The organism is Hafnia psychrotolerans, assembly GCF_014639435.1.
Taxonomy (GTDB): Bacteria; Pseudomonadota; Gammaproteobacteria; order Enterobacterales; family Enterobacteriaceae; genus Ewingella; species Ewingella psychrotolerans.
In genome coordinates this window covers 384,564-401,809 of record NZ_BMFZ01000003.1, presented here as the reverse complement: position 1 = coordinate 401,809, position 17,246 = coordinate 384,564, and the positions used below count along the sequence as shown (strand labels likewise).

General features: G+C 47.4%; 25 protein-coding genes and 1 pseudogene. 13 read left to right on the top strand and 13 right to left on the bottom strand.

The window, feature by feature from the left end:
* Positions 1–148 precede the first annotated feature (148 nt).
* The 3 genes from mnmA to rluE form a co-directional block, all read right to left on the bottom strand.
* A complete protein-coding gene (gene mnmA, locus IEV89_RS07735) occupies positions 149–1,255 on the bottom strand; it encodes a tRNA 2-thiouridine(34) synthase MnmA (RefSeq protein ID WP_188472152.1) in 1,107 nt (368 codons plus the stop codon).
* Positions 1,256–1,481: 226 nt separating this feature from the next.
* Positions 1,482–1,928, bottom strand: coding sequence for an NUDIX hydrolase (locus tag IEV89_RS07730; RefSeq protein WP_188472150.1), 447 nt, complete (start codon positions 1,926–1,928; stop codon positions 1,482–1,484).
* Positions 1,921–2,547: a 23S rRNA pseudouridine(2457) synthase RluE gene (rluE, locus tag IEV89_RS07725; RefSeq protein ID WP_188472148.1), complete on the bottom strand. Its 627-nt coding sequence runs from the start codon at positions 2,545–2,547 to the stop codon at positions 1,921–1,923. The genes IEV89_RS07730 and rluE overlap by 8 nt, the downstream gene beginning before the upstream one ends.
* A gap of 132 nt (positions 2,548–2,679) precedes the next feature.
* Here rluE and icd point away from each other — a divergent pair, with 132 nt between their 5' ends.
* Complete coding sequence (gene icd, locus IEV89_RS07720) at positions 2,680–3,933, top strand: NADP-dependent isocitrate dehydrogenase (protein WP_188472146.1); 1,254 nt, start codon at positions 2,680–2,682, stop codon at positions 3,931–3,933.
* Between the two features lie 110 nt (positions 3,934–4,043).
* Here the strand turns inward: icd and IEV89_RS21690 are convergent.
* Positions 4,044–4,208 (bottom strand): annotated as a pseudogene (locus IEV89_RS21690) (integrase); the annotation flags it as partial.
* A 504-nt stretch (positions 4,209–4,712) separates the two neighbouring features.
* On the opposite strand from IEV89_RS21690, the gene IEV89_RS07715 reads away from it, so the two are divergent.
* Complete coding sequence (locus IEV89_RS07715) at positions 4,713–4,871, top strand: hypothetical protein (protein WP_188472144.1); 159 nt, start codon at positions 4,713–4,715, stop codon at positions 4,869–4,871.
* A gap of 375 nt (positions 4,872–5,246) precedes the next feature.
* Here the strand turns inward: IEV89_RS07715 and IEV89_RS22065 are convergent, their stop codons facing one another.
* Complete coding sequence (locus IEV89_RS22065; protein ID WP_444542659.1) at positions 5,247–5,345, bottom strand: YoaK family small membrane protein; 99 nt, start codon at positions 5,343–5,345, stop codon at positions 5,247–5,249.
* 400 nt (positions 5,346–5,745) lie between these two features.
* Positions 5,746–5,961 (bottom strand): hypothetical protein, encoded by a 216-nt coding sequence (locus IEV89_RS07710; RefSeq protein WP_188472143.1) that lies wholly within the window; start codon positions 5,959–5,961, stop codon positions 5,746–5,748.
* A gap of 325 nt (positions 5,962–6,286) precedes the next feature.
* Here IEV89_RS07710 and IEV89_RS07705 point away from each other — a divergent pair, with 325 nt between their 5' ends.
* Positions 6,287–6,700 (top strand): GNAT family N-acetyltransferase, encoded by a 414-nt coding sequence (locus IEV89_RS07705; protein WP_229746407.1) that lies wholly within the window; start codon positions 6,287–6,289, stop codon positions 6,698–6,700.
* A gap of 183 nt (positions 6,701–6,883) precedes the next feature.
* On the top strand, positions 6,884–7,282 hold the full coding sequence (locus IEV89_RS07700; RefSeq protein WP_188472138.1) for a hypothetical protein: 399 nt from the start codon (positions 6,884–6,886) through the stop codon (positions 7,280–7,282).
* A 14-nt stretch (positions 7,283–7,296) separates the two neighbouring features.
* Here the strand turns inward: IEV89_RS07700 and IEV89_RS07695 are convergent, their stop codons facing one another.
* The 3 genes from IEV89_RS07695 to IEV89_RS07685 form a co-directional block, all read right to left on the bottom strand.
* Positions 7,297–7,515, bottom strand: coding sequence for a YnaE/YdfK family cold shock protein (locus IEV89_RS07695; protein ID WP_188472136.1), 219 nt, complete (start codon positions 7,513–7,515; stop codon positions 7,297–7,299).
* Positions 7,516–7,709: 194 nt separating this feature from the next.
* A complete protein-coding gene (locus tag IEV89_RS07690; protein ID WP_188472434.1) occupies positions 7,710–9,350 on the bottom strand; it encodes an ABC transporter substrate-binding protein in 1,641 nt (546 codons plus the stop codon).
* 138 nt (positions 9,351–9,488) lie between these two features.
* Positions 9,489–9,680, bottom strand: a complete 192-nt coding sequence (locus IEV89_RS07685; RefSeq protein WP_188472134.1) for a YdfD/YebW family protein — start codon at positions 9,678–9,680, stop codon at positions 9,489–9,491.
* A 200-nt stretch (positions 9,681–9,880) separates the two neighbouring features.
* On the opposite strand from IEV89_RS07685, the gene IEV89_RS07680 reads away from it, so the two are divergent.
* On the top strand, positions 9,881–10,126 hold the full coding sequence (locus IEV89_RS07680) for a DUF2766 family protein (protein ID WP_188472132.1): 246 nt from the start codon (positions 9,881–9,883) through the stop codon (positions 10,124–10,126).
* 56 nt (positions 10,127–10,182) lie between these two features.
* On the opposite strand, the gene IEV89_RS07675 is transcribed toward IEV89_RS07680, so the two are convergent.
* Positions 10,183–10,419: a YobH family protein gene (locus IEV89_RS07675; RefSeq protein WP_188472130.1), complete on the bottom strand. Its 237-nt coding sequence runs from the start codon at positions 10,417–10,419 to the stop codon at positions 10,183–10,185.
* Positions 10,420–10,730: 311 nt separating this feature from the next.
* Between IEV89_RS07675 and mgrB the strand changes: the two genes are divergently transcribed.
* From mgrB to IEV89_RS07655, 4 genes are all read left to right on the top strand, one after another.
* Positions 10,731–10,856, top strand: coding sequence for a PhoP/PhoQ regulatory lipoprotein MgrB (gene mgrB / locus IEV89_RS22010; protein WP_229746421.1), 126 nt, complete (start codon positions 10,731–10,733; stop codon positions 10,854–10,856).
* A gap of 108 nt (positions 10,857–10,964) precedes the next feature.
* Entirely contained in the window at positions 10,965–11,237 is a 273-nt protein-coding gene (locus IEV89_RS07665) for a YebO family protein (RefSeq protein ID WP_188472126.1), read from the top strand.
* Between the two features lie 121 nt (positions 11,238–11,358).
* Positions 11,359–11,661: a phage protein NinX family protein gene (locus tag IEV89_RS07660; protein ID WP_188472124.1), complete on the top strand. Its 303-nt coding sequence runs from the start codon at positions 11,359–11,361 to the stop codon at positions 11,659–11,661.
* A 133-nt stretch (positions 11,662–11,794) separates the two neighbouring features.
* Positions 11,795–12,031 (top strand): DUF4060 family protein, encoded by a 237-nt coding sequence (locus tag IEV89_RS07655; protein ID WP_188472122.1) that lies wholly within the window; start codon positions 11,795–11,797, stop codon positions 12,029–12,031.
* A 111-nt stretch (positions 12,032–12,142) separates the two neighbouring features.
* Here IEV89_RS07655 and IEV89_RS07650 read toward each other — a convergent pair whose 3' ends face one another.
* Positions 12,143–12,433 (bottom strand): hypothetical protein, encoded by a 291-nt coding sequence (locus IEV89_RS07650; protein WP_188472120.1) that lies wholly within the window; start codon positions 12,431–12,433, stop codon positions 12,143–12,145.
* A 199-nt stretch (positions 12,434–12,632) separates the two neighbouring features.
* On the opposite strand from IEV89_RS07650, the gene IEV89_RS07645 reads away from it, so the two are divergent.
* The 3 genes from IEV89_RS07645 (at position 12,633) to cspE (ending at position 14,924) form a co-directional block, all read left to right on the top strand.
* A complete protein-coding gene (locus IEV89_RS07645) occupies positions 12,633–13,622 on the top strand; it encodes an MBL fold metallo-hydrolase (RefSeq protein WP_188472118.1) in 990 nt (329 codons plus the stop codon).
* Between the two features lie 934 nt (positions 13,623–14,556).
* Positions 14,557–14,673, top strand: coding sequence for a DUF2627 domain-containing protein (locus IEV89_RS07640; protein ID WP_188472116.1), 117 nt, complete (start codon positions 14,557–14,559; stop codon positions 14,671–14,673).
* Between the two features lie 41 nt (positions 14,674–14,714).
* Positions 14,715–14,924: a transcription antiterminator/RNA stability regulator CspE gene (gene cspE / locus IEV89_RS07635; protein ID WP_188472114.1), complete on the top strand. Its 210-nt coding sequence runs from the start codon at positions 14,715–14,717 to the stop codon at positions 14,922–14,924.
* Positions 14,925–14,974: 50 nt separating this feature from the next.
* Here the strand turns inward: cspE and IEV89_RS07630 are convergent, their stop codons facing one another.
* Entirely contained in the window at positions 14,975–15,691 is a 717-nt protein-coding gene (locus tag IEV89_RS07630) for a purine nucleoside phosphorylase YfiH/LACC1 family protein (RefSeq protein WP_188472111.1), read from the bottom strand.
* A 145-nt stretch (positions 15,692–15,836) separates the two neighbouring features.
* Here IEV89_RS07630 and rlmA point away from each other — a divergent pair, with 145 nt between their 5' ends.
* Positions 15,837–16,691, top strand: a complete 855-nt coding sequence (gene rlmA, locus IEV89_RS07625) for a 23S rRNA (guanine(745)-N(1))-methyltransferase (RefSeq protein ID WP_188472109.1) — start codon at positions 15,837–15,839, stop codon at positions 16,689–16,691.
* On the opposite strand, the gene mntP is transcribed toward rlmA, so the two are convergent.
* Entirely contained in the window at positions 16,674–17,246 is a 573-nt protein-coding gene (gene mntP, locus IEV89_RS07620) for a manganese efflux pump MntP (RefSeq protein ID WP_188472106.1), read from the bottom strand. The genes rlmA and mntP overlap by 18 nt on opposite strands.

Sequence of the window (17,246 nt, the reverse complement as noted above, 5' to 3'; positions counted from 1 at the left end):
AACCCAGATCCCCGTCGTACTTGGTGCTGATACCGCGTTAGCTACATCTGGACGCCCGAATCGCTGACTGATGCCAGCGATTCGGGACACTTTCGATTGCTGCCTTGCTGCACAATACCCATGATGTCGGGGATAGGTTCGACTTATCCTAAATCAGTGGGTGGCGCTGTTCGATGATGCCACCACCGAGGCAAATTTCACCGATGTAAAACACCGCAGATTGTCCCGGCGTCACCGCTGCGACTGGCGTGTCAAAGCGTACGTCGATACGGTCTTCACCCAGCGGTGTGACCGTGCAGGCTATATCCTGCTGGCGATAACGTGTCTTCACAACGCATGTAAAGGGTTCGGCGATGGGTTTGCGGTCCACCCAGTGCAATTGCTGGGCGATCAGACCGACCGACATCAGGCGAGGATGTTCGCCTCCCTGAGCAACGTAAAGAGTGTTATTTGCCACGTCCTTGTCGACGACGTACCAAGGGTCTTCTCCGCCATCTTTTTGCCCACCGATACCCAGACCTTTGCGCTGCCCGAGCGTGTGGTACATCAGGCCCTGATGCTGTCCCATGTCCTGGCCATCGACACTCTTAATCGGGCCAGGTTGTGCCGGCAAGTAACGGCTCAGGAAGTCTTTGAATTTGCGCTCACCGATAAAACAGATGCCAGTGGAGTCTTTCTTTTTGGCCGTGATGAGATCCAACTCTTCGGCAATTCGGCGAACTTCGGGCTTTTCCAGTTCTCCCACTGGGAAAAGGCTTTGTGCGATTTGCGCGCTCCCCAGCGTATAGAGGAAGTAGCTCTGATCTTTATTGCCGTCAGTACCACGCAGTAAGTGGCTGATGCCGTCAAAATCTTTACGCCGGACATAGTGCCCGGTCGCAATAAAATCTGCGCCCAAGTCTTCTGCGGCAAACTCGAGGAAGGCTTTGAATTTAATTTCTTTGTTGCACAGAATATCTGGGTTTGGCGTACGTCCCGCTTTGTACTCTTCGAGGAATAATTCGAACACGTTGTCCCAATATTCCGCCGCAAAGTTCACGGTGTGCAATTTGATGCCCAGCTTGTCGCACACTGCCTGCGCATCGGCGAGATCGGTGGCAGCGGTGCAATACTCTTCGTTGTCGTCCTCTTCCCAATTTTTCATGAAGAGGCCCTCCACCTGATAGCCTTGCCGCTGTAGCAAATAGGCCGAAACGGAGGAGTCGACACCGCCGGACATCCCGACGATCACTTTTTTCTGGCTGTTGTCAGACATAATAGTCCCGAAAAACATGAGTGAATTGCCCGGCAGGTGGCGCTTTTGACTGGCGTTTCAAAACCAGAAAGTCACACGAGGATGAAGGCCGCGCGCAACAAAAAAGCCACTCCGGACCGGACAGCGTTGTTAGTGCTTTACTTCGTATAAAAAAGTAAGCGCAGAATTTTATCACGTCGGGCGGCGGGCTGCACCGTTGATTGGCGCAGCCCGTCATTGGGGCAGACTATTCTGGTAAGTTGAAGTTGGCCAGTAGATCGAGCGGGTAGCGTGGAGCTTGCTGGTAACAGCGGATACTTTCGCTCACCAGCGGTGAACGCAGCGCTGTAGAGCCAATGATCTCTTCGGCGCTGGCCCAGACGCAGCGATCGATGTCGCTGTCCTGAGGTTCCGTGGCCGGTTGTCGGTCCAGGTCGATCACAAATGAGAATCGCAGGAAAGGCGTGCCGTCCGGTGCCTGCCACTGATGCAATTTAAGAAAGGATTGCGGTTCGGCATGAATACCGGTTTCTTCATACAATTCGCGCTTTGCGGCGCTGAACAGGGTTTCATCGGCTTCAAGATGACCGGCAGGCTGATTCCAGGTTACTTTGCCATTGACGGTTTCTTCGACAATCAGAAATTGCCCTTGCGACTGCACAACGCAGGCGACGGTTACATGCGGTTTAAACATTTGAGATCTCCTTCCATTGACCGGGTTGTAAATCACCGAGCGAATATTCACCCATGCTGAAGCGGATAAGCCGTAAGGTCGGAAAGCCCTGGTGGGCAGTCATACGACGAACCTGCCGGTTACGGCCTTCATATAGTGTGATTTTCAGCCAAGCGGTCGGTATGTTTCTTCGCTCGCGGATAGGTGGATTTCGCGGCCAAAGCCACTGCGGTTCCTCAACCATTTCCACGCCTGCCGGTAAGGTTTTGCCATCTTTTAACTCAACGCCGGTACGTAATGCGTTGATGACAATATCATCCGGTACGCCCTCTACCTGTACAAAATAAACTTTGCCGGTGCGTTTGCCTGGTTGAGTTAACGCCGCCTGCAGTTTGCCATCGTTAGTCAGCACCAGTAAACCTTCGCTGTCTCGATCAAGGCGGCCTGCGGCGTAAATGTCTGTTAATGAGATGTAGTCTTTGAGCGTAGCGCGGCCTGCTTGGTCGGTAAACTGCGGCAGCACGTCAAACGGCTTATTGAATAGCACCAGTTTGCGCGGGGCATTTTGTGCTGGCCGCACCCAGTCAGGCCGCTTGCTGAAACGGTTAACGTGGTGATTTTTAAAAGAGATCGGTTTCATAGGCATTGAAGTCAGAGAGAATTAGCGCATTATACGTGAAAACGGTTTCAGATTGGCGAGCGGACATTATTCAAGTAATATCGATCCGCATCTTACAAATTTTTAACAAAAATGCGCTCGAAGGAGAGGTTAATGGAAAGCAAAGTAGTTGTTCCGGCGGAAGGTAAAAAGATTACAGTTGATGGCCAGGGTAAACTGATCGTTCCTAATAATCCTATTATTCCGTTCATCGAAGGCGACGGTATTGGCGTTGACGTTACCCCTGCCATGATCAAAGTTGTGGATGCCGCGGTTAAAAAAGCCTACAACGGCGAACGTAAAATTTCCTGGATGGAAATCTATACCGGTGAAAAATCGGTAGAATTGTACGGTCAAGATGTATGGTTGCCAGAAGAGACGCTGAATCTGATTCGCGATTATCGCGTTGCCATCAAAGGCCCGCTGACAACGCCAGTGGGTGGCGGTATTCGTTCTCTGAACGTTGCCCTGCGCCAACAGCTTGATCTGTATATCTGTCTGCGTCCTGTTCGTTATTACACCGGAACACCAAGCCCGGTAAAACGTCCTGAAGACACCGATATGGTGATTTTCCGCGAAAACTCTGAAGATATCTATGCCGGTATCGAATGGAAAGCCGGTTCTGCTGAAGCCGACAAACTGATCAAATTCCTGCAAGAAGAAATGGGCGTGAAGAAAATCCGCTTCCCACAGGAATGCGGCATTGGCATTAAGCCTTGCTCAGAAGAAGGCACTAAGCGTCTGGTTCGTGCTGCCATCGAATACACCATTACTAACGATCGTGATTCCCTGACTTTGGTTCACAAAGGCAACATCATGAAGTTCACCGAAGGTGCGTTCAAAGATTGGGGTTACCAGTTGGCGCGTGAAGAGTTTGGTGGTGAGCTTATCGACGGCGGTCCATGGGTTAAAATCAAGAACCCAGGCACTGGCAAAGACATCATCATTAAAGACGTGATTGCGGATGCATTCCTGCAACAGATCTTGTTGCGTCCGGCCGAATATGACGTTATCGCCTGTATGAACCTAAACGGTGACTACATCTCCGATGCCCTGGCAGCGCAGGTTGGCGGTATCGGTATTGCACCGGGTGCAAACATCGGTTCTGATTGCGCACTGTTCGAAGCCACCCACGGTACGGCACCGAAGTATGCAGGCCAGGATAAAGTGAACCCAGGTTCAATTATTCTTTCTGCAGAAATGATGCTGCGTCATATGGGATGGTTCGAAGCGGCTGACCTGATCGTTAAAGCGATGCAAGGTGCGATTGCGGCTAAAACCGTGACGTACGATTTTGAACGCCAGATGGAAGGCGCTAAACTACTGAAATGTTCAGAGTTTGGTGATGCAATGATCGCAAATATGTAATTGCGGTATTGTTAAAATAAACATCGGGGGCATCGCGCTCCCTTTGTTTTTCACCTCTTCAAAAATTCTTCTGCAAAACTCTTCTGCAAAACTGTACAAAAAAACACGAATTAAATTGCCAAAATAATCCAATCCTTTCCTCGGTCATGATTGTAGCGGTTGGTCATTGCTTGAACTTTGTGACCCAATCATTTCTGAGTATCTATATCCTGAGCACGGTAAAGACGTTCTGATAATGAACATTGTTCATGAAATGTTGGCGGTGTCCCTTCTTTTCATTTCAGCCCGTATCGACAACAGTGCAATGGATGGTTAAGGCACGGTTTCCATAGAGGCTACCACTGAACCTGATATAACTTATGACTGGCTCCCAGATATAAACCTAAAGCTAAATTAAGTTTAATTGGTGCTTTGATAGAATTGTACCCAGAGTGAATCGCAGAGTTAAAAAAACCCGCAGACCGCAGGCTAAATAAGGCATGAATATCATCTACAGCAGTTATTCAACAAGGGGTTAGACACATCAAGGTTGATAGTAGTCTGTTCATATGACAGTTGTGAGATTAATAGCGAAAAAATAAAAGGAAGTCTGCGCTGAAAGATGGTTGCAGGGGAAATCCAGGATTAACGAAAAAGCACCGTTGGGGCTAAAGTCACAGAAACCAGATAAAAAGAGGGCTTGGTAGCGAGTTAATCTTCGCTGAATTTACCCGCAAAAATCGCCGTATTCCGCCTAAAAGGCTGCCAAAAGGTGAGCAGCCAATGCAGCAGTTACTGCGATGATGGCGTTGTCCGAGAAGACCGTCCGCCATGAAATTTATTACCAATTAGCTCAGCAGAAGCTTGTTATGATGATGTTTGTGGTTTATCCCGCTGTGGCAATGCTGATTAAGAATCGCCGTGGCTTGCTCTTTAAACGTGTGATGAATTTCATTTGAAACAAATTTAATATAAATCACCAGCCCAAAGAACATAACAAAAGTAAAACCATAAATTAGGTAGCGCATTGTAACCTCGGGAATACGAACTCACAACTTAGTCCACAATAACGCCATAATGTTCCCACAATACACAATGAGTAACGTTAAAAGGTACCAGTATTCATTAGCTATCGAGGGACTCATTGGAATCAATACCCACCCGATCAAGTGCAGTTTAGAGAAGAAATGTCCTTATAGGGTAACTAACTCAATGTGGGGCACATTCAATACAGATTGCATGTTTTCTGCGACCCTACATGGGGGCTCCGGCTGGGATTTCCGGGTTTACCCATGTAGGCGATGCTTATCTTGGTGTGATAATCGAACTTCTCTTCAGCCACCAGGCATAGCCGCGCCGCTAGCAAAGAACCAAATCATAAAGCCTGCGGCACCAAGTAACACGATCACCGGGGGAAGAAATTTAATTTTCATGTGATACAAATCCTTTAACTAACTCAAGTTATCTTTAGGCACGCAGCCAAAGAAGCCGCCATGGGAATCAATACTTATCCGATTAAGTGCTGCTTCGAGAAACGGGCATTCCTCATAGGTTGCCCGCTGCAATGTTGCACGCATCCAATAGGGATTCCATCGTTTCGCCGAGCTTAGCTTTATCTAAAAACATCATAGGCCGAATGGCTTATAACACAAATATGGGTATATAACGAATGACAGTATTGGGGATAAGCCAGCCAACGAAATTGGCCAGGAACAATCGCTATCGTCGAGAAAGATGCAAAGTTTACGCAATATCATATTGTTCAGGGGTGGTTTGAGACCATCGAGTTATAACGCGCATAACAACAGAGGGTTGCTATGCGCGACAAGGCGATTATTTAGCCGCTTCTTTAGTCTGTTCGGCTTTGGCTTTCGCTGCCATATGATGGCCCACAGCGCAGCCGACGACGGCACCGAGAACCGCATGATGCTTGAGATGTCCTGCGACACCGCCAACGACAGCCCCTTTAATGCAACCTGCGGCATGAGCCAGTGAGCTAGCTGAAAGCATCAGTACTAAAGCCAACGTAGAAGCCGTATTTTTTACCATAACCTTTATCCCGCTTTTCATCATGCTAACCCGTAAACCCGAGATCGAAAATGTCACAGCACGCGGTGATATACCATTGAGGTATCTGTAACCAAGTGCGGCGATTGTTACGCATTTTTTTCGGTTTAGCGTCGTAACCCTGAATGTATGGGCGTTTGCCAGGCGGTGGAAAGGAATGCCGCAGTTACAACTCAATCAATTAGTGCAGGGACTCAATGCCTTGTTGAATATTGGTTTAATCAATGCATTGAGAGTAAAGATGATAAATTAAGAATTTAGAGCATACTTGTTCATTATGGAGGATATAACGATGCAGGAATTTCGGGTGTCGACAGATAAAGCGCGGTTGGATCGGGGGCTTATACACCGTTTTTTAAGTGAAGAATCTGCATGGGGAAAAGGTATTTCGACAGCTGTGGTGGACAAATCAATAGAAGGGTCTCTCTGTTTCGGAGGATATCTGGCAGAACAACAAGTTGCCTTTGCCCGCGTTATCACTGATTTTGCGACTTTCGGTAATCTGGTCGACGTTTTTGTTTTACCGCAGTATCGAGGGAAGGGGTATAGCAAAAGGTTAATGGCTGAGATTATGGCTGCACCTGAGCTACAGGGGTTACGCCGTATGACACTGGCAACTAGCGATGCGCATGGTTTGTATGCGCAGTTTGGTTTTGTACCGCTCAGTAAACCCGAAACTTTCATGGAGCGCTATCAGCCGGATATTTACCTCCGAGGGTAGACTTGCGACAAAGCACGTTTTCTGTTTTTCAGGAAAAGGGCACCAGTCTAAATAAGCGGGACGAGTTACGTCGAGGTGTCACTTTTCACTGTGTATCGTTTAATCAATCATTCAAGTCACAAACTATTATCGTCTGGCTATGTTTATGGCCGGAGGTTAAGTACGTACCTACTCGAGGTGGTCATGCAAAATTTCGTTCTTTTTTATAAAATTATTCGGGCCACAATGATCACATCATTACCCCAGCCAGTTGAGTTCGATACGCTGGAAAGCATCAACCTGGTGCTTGCTCAGGGTCAACTGGGCGAAGAGGTGGTTGAATGGCGAATTGATAAAGAAGCCAATGCTGAAGCGCCCAGCAGTATTTTTGTCACTGCAGCGAATTACGACTATTTCTTTATCGATGCACAAGGCGAAAAAATCGTGGAACCGGGGCTGGATGCACGGGAACTGATCGCGGACTTTGAAGCGACACTGCACTGGATGGTGATCAATAGCCACCTCTATGGTGATAAAGGCCACTATGTGGTGCTCGAAAAATGTCTGCGCACTCTGTCGCCTGAGATTGTGCTATCAGTCTGATTTGCTGACGGCGATCAATTACGTATACGGTTAGTTTTCAACATATTAATCGCCGCGTTCAGCAGGATGCGGCGTTTTACCTCGTCGACTTCGCTGAGCTGGTGGCTAAGATACTTGACCAACACCTCCGCGTTAAAGGGTTTGCCGTGGTGATGCAGTTGAATGACGGCATCACCAATAATGCGCGAGACTTCATCCCATAGTGGTTGGATCTCACTTTCCGAGAATTTCATCTTACCTCCCGTTGTGTGATTTATATCCAATCTAACATCTGAAAACGGCGTGGCAAGTTTCGCGAGGCCAGGATGGTTAGCCGGTGATGAAAATAAGGGGTCTGTTGTCATGGGAGCGGATACGGCTTTCTGGTCGTTGAACTCAGCCAGAAAGCCGCATTGAACCAAGCGTTACTCATTATTTAATAATTGGGTTAATGTTTAATGACGTATAAATCTTTGGCGTAGATATATCCCAATGGGCTGTGATTGTCATAGCCTCCCACATAAGGTTTGACCAGCTTGGCACTCACATACTGGTAAATCGGGATCACCGGGACTTGAGTGCTCAGGATATCTTCAGCCTGCTGATAATACTGGCCAACTTGCTGTTTATCCTTCGCGCTTAGGGCGTTATCTAGCGCTTTGTCGTAATCTGGGTCGTTAAATTTGGAGGTGTTTTCGCTGTTATCACTGCGCAACGTGTTGAGGAAGGTTGACGGCTCGTTGTAATCAGCAATCCACGCATAGCGCACGACGTCATAATTACCCTGATGCATAGTATCAAGCATGGTTTTCCACTCCTGATTTTGCAAAGTGGCATCCACGTCCAAATTTTTCTTCCACATCGAGGCTGCCGCAATGGCAATGCGCTGGTGAGATTCGGAAGTGTTATACAACAAGTTGAATTTTAGCGGATGGGAAGGTCCAAACCCTGCTTGTTTCAACAGTTTTTTCGCTTCAGTCACACGCTGTGCCTGTGTCATCTCACTATACTTGTCTTTTTTGAAGACAAAGCCACCGGTTTGATCAGGCGTTAAGTGCCAGGCGGGCTTTTGTCCCTGTCCCAGCACTTTTCCAGCGATGATCTCTTTATCTAGCCCCAGATTCAGTGCCAGCCGGACGCGTGGATCGTTGAAGGGTGCCTTGGTGGTGTTCATCGCGTAATAGTAAACACCCAGTTTCGGGCCAACATGGACCTGCCCGCCCAGTTCTTTCTTCAGCGAGACAAATTGAATTTCCGGGACCGTTGAGGTGATGTCAATCTCACCGGCCTTATAGCGGTTGACCTCAGCAGTACCGGAAGCAATAGGCAAATAGGTCACTTTATTGATAACAGTATGTTCGTTATCCCAGTAGTTTGGGTTTCGTACCGCAGTGACCCGTTCGTTGACCGTCCAGGTATCGAGCTTAAATGGACCACTGCTGACCAGGTTGCCCGGTTGTGTCCACTTGTCTGGATTTTTCGTTACGGCGGCCTGACTGACTGGGAATAGCGATGGGTGAGCCAGCATGCCCAGGAAATAGGAGAGTGGTTGATCCAGTGTGACTTCCACCGTCAGCTTATCCAGCGCTTTCACGCCCAACTGGTCAGGCTGCTTTTTCCCCGCCATGATATCTGCTGCATTGAGCATATGCATGCTGCTCAGATAGCTTTCATAAGGTGAGCCAGTTTTAGGATCCACCAGCCTCCGCCAACTGAAAACCACATCCTGAGCTGTGATCGGTGAACCATCCGACCACTTTAGGTCAGGGCGTAAATGAAAGGTCCACACTTGGTTATCTTTATTGTCCCAGCTTGCAGCCAGAGACGGGTGCGGGTTACCTTCGTCGTCAATAGTAATCAGCCCGGTGAAGAGGTCGCTAAGAATGTTAAATTCAACATCGCTTTCAACTTTGTGCGGGTCCAGCGATGCGGGTTCACTGCCGTTGTTACGCACAATTTCTTGTTTGGCCGCCAGCTCGACACCTGCAGGTACCTGAGCGGCGAACGCCGGGAGAGTGGAAAGAAAAGTACCGGAAAGTAAAAGTGCCAGAGGGATTTTCTTGAAAACCGCTTTAGATCTTTGCTTCATCATTTCCTGCCCTGTCAATATAGTTAAATATCAATAAGTAACAGGTATTCATACCTTTGGTGATTTCTTTTGGCAATGCTTTACTGACATTTATATTATCTGAGAGGCAAGAACAGCATAAAATAAGGGTTCATGCACTCAGAAGTCGGCATTATCGTGAGCAGGAGACCAATAGGCATCAATAAAATCCTCTATTGGATAGCAGTCCGCATGGCGCAGCCCTTCCTGGCGCATGGCCACCATACATTGCTGCTTAGTATCAAAAGCGTCGATGGCTAAATCCTCGCAGCCGCCACCGAGATAACAAATGGTTAATACCAATGCGAACATCGTGTCCCCTTATCCGTTCACTCTGCTAAGCATAGAAGATTTGCCGTTATAACCACAGCAGCGACAGACTGTTTGTCTGATATTTGAGCATATCGTGATTTCTTGAGCTCTGAGCTGGGAGGATGGGGTAAAAATATTGTGCTGCATGTTATTCTGTTGGCCGTGAATTGATGATCAATGCAATAGATAAAGGGATCCGCATGTCTGTACTATTAACAAAAGAGCAGGAGTTTGAATCTGACCTGGTGGCGTGCCAGCTAGTGATAAAGCAGATTCTGGATGTGATTGATGTGATTGCACCGACGGAAGTACGCGACAAAATGTCACATCAGCTAAAAAGTATCGATTTTTCACGTCACCCGGCCGGCACGGATCCGGTCACTAAACGGGCGATCGAAAAGGCTATTTCTCTGATCGACCTCAAATTCACCAAGCATGACAGTTAGACGGTGAATCTTTAAGATTAAGGAAAGGATGCCCGCGCTAGCAGGCATCCTGAGCATTATTTTTTATCAACCACTTCGCCAATCTGTTTGAAAATCGGGCATTTAGCGACGCCAACAACCCCACTGTCTGTATGCAAATATTGAGCATCAACAATGCCCCGTGCAGTCAAATATTGACATTTCAGACCTAAACCAGCGGCATTTTCACTGCTGCCGACTGTTACGCCATAACCCGAAAACAGAAAAACAGCGTAAATAATCGCGACTACAATGATGCCTTTGATAGCGTTCATTAGGGATATTCCTCTTATTGTATTTCCTGAGGGCCTCAGGATGTTGGGGAGTATAGGTGCAATGATTATTTCACCGCTATCCCTTACAGAAAAAACAGTGGATTCTTAGATGAAGAAAATACGTAGAACCCGTGCTGCGTCGAGTACGGACATCATCGACTTGTTATAATTTTGTTTAAGCTCTATGGAGTAGCATCATTAGATTATTATCGACGTGTTGGATGCAGATTTTGAGCCTCAATAAACGCGGATTAACCCGAAAGAGTGATGCCATCAAACTAAAAAAGCGAGTTAGTAACCTAAAGAAAATCATGATGTTATTGGTTTTTTTGCTTACCTGTGTCGCGTTGTATCTTCTTGCCTTGAATAGCTACTGCGACCAGGGCGGTAATTTTACCCTTGGCATTTGTTCCGTGACCTCTTTTATCCCTTGGTGATCGTGACAGACGAGCAGCCAGGTCGGGCTGTTTTTTTGCTAATGGCTTCCATGGACGAGCTGGAATGGTAAGATGCTCGTTCGGAAAAATTAAGCAGTAGGTTAGTCAATGTTTGATGTCGCAATGGGCCAATCCAGCCTGGCCTCATTGGTGCTGTGTGTTCTTTTTGTTTTGCTATTCTTGTTGTTGTGGTTTGTTGTTAATCGGGCCAGCGTCAGGGCTAATCAGCAAATTCAACTTCTGCATGAGATCGCTGACCACCAGCGCCAGCAAACTGAGCTGTTGAAAATTTTAGCGGGACAGGCTGAAGGGAAAATGTCAGTAGAATCTATAGATGATGATTCTGCACTCAGTCTGCGTGGGTTTATCCCCGAAAGATAATCTTGTGTTTGATCATAGCCCGCGGACCGCGGGTTTTTTTTATCAACGTTTGTGCATTCATGAAAGTGTCTTAATTCTGTCGTAGGCTTCATTGCAACAGTGGCTCTTGATGGAATGATTCATGATTAAATGGTCTGAAGAGAATGACAGCGAAGTAAACCATAGTATTGCCCTGCTGACTGGCGAAGAACCCGATAAGTGGTATCCGTATGGCGGCGTTAAGGGTAAGGATTATTGCAACAACCCTTCCGATGCCTGGCCGATCATCTGCGCCAATAATATCAGCCTTAACGCCACCGAAATGCCGGATAACACCTGCTGGTCAGCACAGATCATCCGTGGGCAAGGGCAGTGGCACGCTGATAGTCACAGACCGCTGCGGGCGGCAATGGTTTGCTTCCTGTTAAGTAAAACTTGCGCATAAATAAAGCTGCAGGGATACTCAAGCTGTGACAAAGTTACAAAGAAGTGATTCGAATAAGCATCGTATAGAGCGATGGGTATCAAGTGATTAATGTTTCCTCATTTTGACAGTTGTGTCTAAGGCGGAGTCCATTATGAAGCGCATCATTAAAGGTGATAAAACTCTCTCCCATCTGGTGGTTGCCCATGCAGCCATTGACAGCCACGAAAAAGCTTATGGCACACGACGCCAGGGCTGGCCATCAACTTATCTGATCAAGTACCAAAATTCCCGGGTGGCGGTAGAAGTGGTTACCCGCCGGCAATCCTATGTTGCAACCTTAATGATCGGAGCCAGAAATCTCACTAAACTTTGTGCCGAAGCGGCCTGAGGAATGCTTTAGCGTTGTGGTAGCAGTAAAACGTTGCTCATTTTGATTATCATTAATAAAAACCGCGCTGAGTGTCTATGTTCAGCGCGGTTTTTTACTTTGCCTTTCCGGTTATACATTGGCCCTTAGGGATGTGAAGGGCATGTGTTTTTTGCGTTGAAAAGGTTTTTTGAAAACTGAAACCAACAGGACCACTACATCAAAGGTAACGATAGTCACCATGACGGCACTTAGCGTCGCCGCACTAAGCAGCACGCCTGCCGGGACCATCAATACCTGTTTTAGCGGGTTGCGACGAAGGCGTAATTTGAGCCCTATGGCCGAGTATTGGCGCTGCAGGGTAAAAATAGGGCTGACGCGTTTGAAGAAAGTACTCGAGCGGTTTACGTTGTTCTTAGTCATATTAGATCCTTGAGTTACTGTCGACCATCACAACATTATCACCTTAAGATTTGCTTAAGAAGGGCGTTGTCAGACTCACTCTCACCCTTTTTTGCACTGTGTGATAAGTATTATTAGCCAATCTCGTGTAAAGGAATAGAGACGTACCGACATCGGGGCAAGGAGCAGTCAACGCTATTGTGATGAGCACAGGAGTATTATGGTCTTCAAAAATCGCTATTACGACCCTTTAAGGGCACACCATACACCGGAAGGGTTCACTAATCCTGAACCTCATCAGCGTGAGGAAGGCGACTTTAAACGGTGGCAACGCGAGCGTAAAGCACAGCAGCTGCCGAAACCACCGCAGAGGGGTTATCAGCAATTTATCGCCCAGTGGTGGCAAAAAGCGGATTTTAATGGCACCGAAGATCGGCTCTGGTTTTTAGGTCATGCCTGCCTTTTGCTTCGGGTTGCAGGTCAAACCGTGCTGACGGATCCTGCACTTTCTGACCGTGCCTCGCCGTTAAGATTTTATGGTCCAAAAAGAAAAACGCCCGTTGCTGCCCACGTGGCCGACTTACCTCAGATTGATTATGTCGTACTGTCTCATAATCACTATGATCATCTGGATAAGCCCACGATAAAAAAGCTGCTTAGACGGTTTCCTCAATTGATTTTTATTGTTCCGCTAGGGATGAAACGTTGGCTGGAACGTCAGGGAGCCTGTCGTGTGGAGGAGCTCGACTGGTGGCAACAGCATAAAATCGGTGATCTGACTTTTCATGCTGTTCCCGCGCGTCACTGGAGTATGCGCACACCCTGGGATCGTAACTGTTCTTTATGGTGCGGTTGGGTGGTAGCCAGTCAGGCGCTGCGCTTCTATTTCTCTGGCGACAGCGGTTATAGCGATCAGTTTAAAGAGATTGGTAACCAACTCGGCCCCTTTGATCTTGCCGCTATTCCTATTGGTGCTTATGCACCAAGATGGTTCATGAGTGCGCAGCATATGGATCCACAACAGGCGGTAACAGTATTTTCTGAACTCAAATGCCGAAAAGCGGTGCCGATCCACTGGGGGGTTTTTGAATTAGCGGATGAATCCTTAGACGAGCCTTTGCAAGAATTGGCTCTGGCAAAAGAGGGGCATAATGATGTTGATCCTCATTTTGTTCCCTTGAAAATAGGGCAAAGTATCAAGGTAGATTGAAATAGCTCAGCACGCCAAAAGTGAGCATCACCCGACGAGGGTTCATGACTCAAGGTGAGAGCCGGAGATGGCAGGCCAGCCTGATTTTTCCTTTACATAGTGGTCGGTTAGTAAATAAAATCGTGATGTCTATCACGGTTTTATTTTTATTTTAGCAACACTAAACCTCTAACGTTTAATCAGGAATAAATATAGGGGGGCTTTGGCAGTAATACTGGTCTAATCTTTAGAACATCATTATTTCATTATATTGTTAAAAGCTTACCCTGACCGCTATGATAATATTCTTCAAAAGATTTTGTCCTTGTGATTATTTATCTCATTTATGCGCATTTTTATTAAAAAATGCGCGACGCGACTGCGCGACTGACTGCGCTACTATAGTGCACCTTATCCCTTGAACCGGTGTTTATTGCACCAACGGTAACCGATATGCATTTTGATTAATGAATGATCAGGTAATAATGTGGTTCTTAAAATCACAGCAATACAGTTGGAAAACGAACCAGAGTCCCTCTACAGTTTATGAGATTCCTGCCATACAATGCATGCTAAGCAAGGGGTTGGGTGCGGTGATCACTCGCCAGGCGCTGCGATATCTCATCCGTTTTTCGTAGACACCCAAACCTGCTCATCCGTACTTCCAGGCATAACTTAGAAGATAAAAATTCAAATAAAGTGGATTCTCAGGTTTATCGTTCAGCATTAAAGGCCTAACAATCACGGCGAGGAATTATTGTTTTGAGCAATCAACATATTCTGACGTTAAGCAGAAAAAAGAGTACCTATCAACATATTTTAGCTTAACTGTTGAGTTAGTGCCGTTAGTCGACTCAAATATGTGCGACATGTCCATCACTGATTAAAAATGGCTTGCCATCTAATTCAGAGTATGTGATAACGCATCTGGGTAAAACGAGGTACGGTTCTGTATATGTGTGGCATTTTCAGTAAAGAAGACCAGAGTAAAAACGTTATCGTTGAATACCGCTTCTCTGCCGATTTATATCTTAGTGCCTCAAGCAGTAACGACTCTAGTTTGTCTATGTAAAGCCTCAGGGCAGTTAAAACAATCCAAAGGAAATACTCAAGATGGCAAAGATTAAAGGTCAAGTTAAGTGGTTCAACGAGTCCAAAGGTTTTGGTTTCATTACTCCTGCTGACGGCAGCAAAGACGTGTTTGTACACTTCTCTGCAATCCAGGGTAACGGCTTCAAAACTCTGGCTGAAGGCCAGAGCGTAGAGTTCGAAATCCAAGACGGTCAGAAAGGCCCTTCTGCTGTTAACGTAATGGCAATCTAAGCCGCTTCTGCTGTATAAAAACCCGCCATGCGCGGGTTTTTTTGTCACGATCAGTTTGGAATAATAATCACGCCAGACTGTTGGTTACGGCCGATGATGTCGGGATATGAAGGGTCTTTAACGCGCTGGTGGCTGTTGCGGCGAAAACTGGTGTACTTATAGCTCTCGTTGCCAGAGGCGTCAGTTACGGTGCTGCAAATGGTACAACTGCCAGCACTGTCTACGGAGGCGAAGCCCAACTGGCGAATTTTCGCTTGAGCAATAGCGGCGAGATTCAGATGCCGTGGAGAAGGGATCATCAACCCAGGAGACAGGTCCAGTTCTTTCAGGAAGTCGTCCACTAGCTCTTGGCTGACTTCATAGCAGCAGGGCTGAGCGGAAGGTCCGACAGAGGCCACCCAGTCAGCTGTGGAGCCATCATAATTAATGCGCTCAGCCATTTTCTCAATGATACCGTTCTTCAGTCCGCGCCAACCGGCATGAATGACGCCAATTCGCTTCCCGTCTAGCTTACAGAAGATGATCGGCAGGCAATCTGCGCTGAAAACAGTCAGCAAGATTCCGGGTAAGGCAGTGTAAAAACCATCAGCTTCTCCGCTCTCCTGAGCCGGTTCAACAACGTCAACAATACGCACGCCGTGCACCTGTTTTTTATTCGGGCGAGTGGCCTCAAATGGCTGCAATACGGCAGGTAGCAGGGCGCTTTTATCGCCAAAACCATGATGGATTCCAGGGATGTTGCTAAGTAAGGCCGAAATATCAGTCATATGAAGTCACTTCAGAAGAGAAAACTCTAAGCGCTTAGTGTAGCGGGCTTTTTCACTGTTATACCAGCGGTTGCAACTGACAGACGCCTTCTTTAGACTTGGCACCTTATGCTGTTTCGCGCTCAGACACTGTTTTGGAACCTTCATGAGTTATCAATGCCCTCTTTGTCATCAACCACTGACTCTTACCGAAAAGCAGTGGCGGTGTCCGAAAAATCATCAGTTTGATAACGCGAAAGAAGGATACGTCAATTTGATGCCCGTACAGCATAAGCGCTCGAAACAACCGGGGGACAGTCCTGAGATGATGGTGTCGCGGCGCAACTTTTTAGACGGCGGTCATTACCAGCCTTTACGCGATCGTATCGCTGAATTACTTGATGATGTGCTGTCGGTGAAGGCTGATGCATTGCTGGATATCGGCTGTGGGGAAGGTTATTACACCACGGCGGTGGCCACTCGACTTATGCAGAACAGGGCGATGACTGTTTTTGGTCTGGATGTCGCCAAAGTCGCTATCCGTAATGCCGCTAAACGCTATCACAACGCTAAGTTTTGTGTGGCTTCCAGCCATCGTTTGCCGTTTGCCGCTCAATCCCTCGATGCTGTTCTACGCATTTATGCGCCATGTAAGGCAGAAGAGTTATTCCGTGCACTGAAGCCCGGTGGTTTGGTGCTGACAGTGGCTCCCGGACCGCGCCATCTCTATCAGTTGAAGGCTCGTATTTATTCTGACGTACAATTACATGAAGAGTTAGATGAGCAGTTGGAAGGTTTTGAGCGCATACGTTCCGAGAACCTGGCGTATCCGATGATGTTGAGCGGCGAACAGGCTTTTGATCTCTTGCAGATGACGCCGTTTGCGTGGCGTGCCACTGAAGAGATAGGGGCTGTATTAAAAGATGAAGGTTCATTTTTCTGTGAAACAGACTTCATCATTAGACTACATCAGCGCAAATCTGAAGATGAACCTACCGCTGTATCAACCGATATAGCCTAAATGTTCCAGCAGGATATTAAAGCCAATACCTATCAGCACCACGCCTCCCAGTACTTCTGCCCATTTACCCAACATTGGGCCAATAAACCGACCGAGCATAATACCCAGGGTGGCCATAATCATGGTCGCCATACCAATGGCTAATGCAGTATGGATGATATTAACCTGCAGAAAAGCCAGCCCTACACCGATTGCCATTGCATCCAGACTGGTGCCGATTGCGGTAAGCACCAGTATCCAGAAGCCGTGGCTGCGCTGGTTGGTGCTTGCTTCCTCGGGCTTATTTCTCAGGCCTTCGACAATCATCCGGGCACCGAGGATAAATAGCAGCGTGAATGCCACCCAGTGATCCCAGGCCATAATGTATTTGCTGGCGAATAGGCCAATCCCCCAACCTATCAGCGGTGTGATCGCTTCAATGACACCAAAAATAAGTCCTGTGCGGAGGGCTTCGCGAAAGCGTGGGCGATGAAGTGAGGCTCCTTTACCAATCGACACAGCAAAAGCATCCATCGACATACCAAAAGCCAGAATTAGCGTTGCGGAGATATTCAT

Excerpts from the sequence above, each read along its gene's own strand:
- rlmA (WP_188472109.1), top strand. The coding sequence starts at position 15,837 with ATGAGTTATCAATGCCCTCTTTGTCATCAACCACTGACTCTTACCGAA.
- mnmA (WP_188472152.1), bottom strand. The coding sequence starts at position 1,255 with ATGTCTGACAACAGCCAGAAAAAAGTGATCGTCGGGATGTCCGGCGGT.
- IEV89_RS07715 (WP_188472144.1), top strand. The coding sequence starts at position 4,713 with ATGATGGCGTTGTCCGAGAAGACCGTCCGCCATGAAATTTATTACCAA.
- IEV89_RS07700 (WP_188472138.1), top strand. The coding sequence starts at position 6,884 with ATGCAAAATTTCGTTCTTTTTTATAAAATTATTCGGGCCACAATGATC.
- IEV89_RS07730 (WP_188472150.1), bottom strand. The coding sequence starts at position 1,928 with ATGTTTAAACCGCATGTAACCGTCGCCTGCGTTGTGCAGTCGCAAGGG.
- IEV89_RS07645 (WP_188472118.1), top strand. The coding sequence starts at position 12,633 with ATGGTCTTCAAAAATCGCTATTACGACCCTTTAAGGGCACACCATACA.
- IEV89_RS07665 (WP_188472126.1), top strand. The coding sequence starts at position 10,965 with ATGTTTGATGTCGCAATGGGCCAATCCAGCCTGGCCTCATTGGTGCTG.
- IEV89_RS07640 (WP_188472116.1), top strand. The coding sequence starts at position 14,557 with ATGTGTGGCATTTTCAGTAAAGAAGACCAGAGTAAAAACGTTATCGTT.
- IEV89_RS07685 (WP_188472134.1), bottom strand. The coding sequence starts at position 9,680 with ATGTTCGCATTGGTATTAACCATTTGTTATCTCGGTGGCGGCTGCGAG.
- IEV89_RS07695 (WP_188472136.1), bottom strand. The coding sequence starts at position 7,515 with ATGAAATTCTCGGAAAGTGAGATCCAACCACTATGGGATGAAGTCTCG.
- rluE (WP_188472148.1), bottom strand. The coding sequence starts at position 2,547 with ATGAAACCGATCTCTTTTAAAAATCACCACGTTAACCGTTTCAGCAAG.
- IEV89_RS07675 (WP_188472130.1), bottom strand. The coding sequence starts at position 10,419 with ATGAACGCTATCAAAGGCATCATTGTAGTCGCGATTATTTACGCTGTT.
- IEV89_RS07655 (WP_188472122.1), top strand. The coding sequence starts at position 11,795 with ATGAAGCGCATCATTAAAGGTGATAAAACTCTCTCCCATCTGGTGGTT.
- IEV89_RS22065 (WP_444542659.1), bottom strand. The coding sequence starts at position 5,345 with ATGAAAATTAAATTTCTTCCCCCGGTGATCGTGTTACTTGGTGCCGCA.
- mntP (WP_188472106.1), bottom strand. The coding sequence starts at position 17,246 with ATGAATATCTCCGCAACGCTAATTCTGGCTTTTGGTATGTCGATGGAT.
- IEV89_RS07660 (WP_188472124.1), top strand. The coding sequence starts at position 11,359 with ATGATTAAATGGTCTGAAGAGAATGACAGCGAAGTAAACCATAGTATT.
- IEV89_RS07690 (WP_188472434.1), bottom strand. The coding sequence starts at position 9,350 with ATGAAGCAAAGATCTAAAGCGGTTTTCAAGAAAATCCCTCTGGCACTT.
- cspE (WP_188472114.1), top strand. The coding sequence starts at position 14,715 with ATGGCAAAGATTAAAGGTCAAGTTAAGTGGTTCAACGAGTCCAAAGGT.
- IEV89_RS07710 (WP_188472143.1), bottom strand. The coding sequence starts at position 5,961 with ATGGTAAAAAATACGGCTTCTACGTTGGCTTTAGTACTGATGCTTTCA.
- IEV89_RS07650 (WP_188472120.1), bottom strand. The coding sequence starts at position 12,433 with ATGACTAAGAACAACGTAAACCGCTCGAGTACTTTCTTCAAACGCGTC.
- mgrB (WP_229746421.1), top strand. The coding sequence starts at position 10,731 with ATGATGTTATTGGTTTTTTTGCTTACCTGTGTCGCGTTGTATCTTCTT.
- IEV89_RS07680 (WP_188472132.1), top strand. The coding sequence starts at position 9,881 with ATGTCTGTACTATTAACAAAAGAGCAGGAGTTTGAATCTGACCTGGTG.
- icd (WP_188472146.1), top strand. The coding sequence starts at position 2,680 with ATGGAAAGCAAAGTAGTTGTTCCGGCGGAAGGTAAAAAGATTACAGTT.
- IEV89_RS07630 (WP_188472111.1), bottom strand. The coding sequence starts at position 15,691 with ATGACTGATATTTCGGCCTTACTTAGCAACATCCCTGGAATCCATCAT.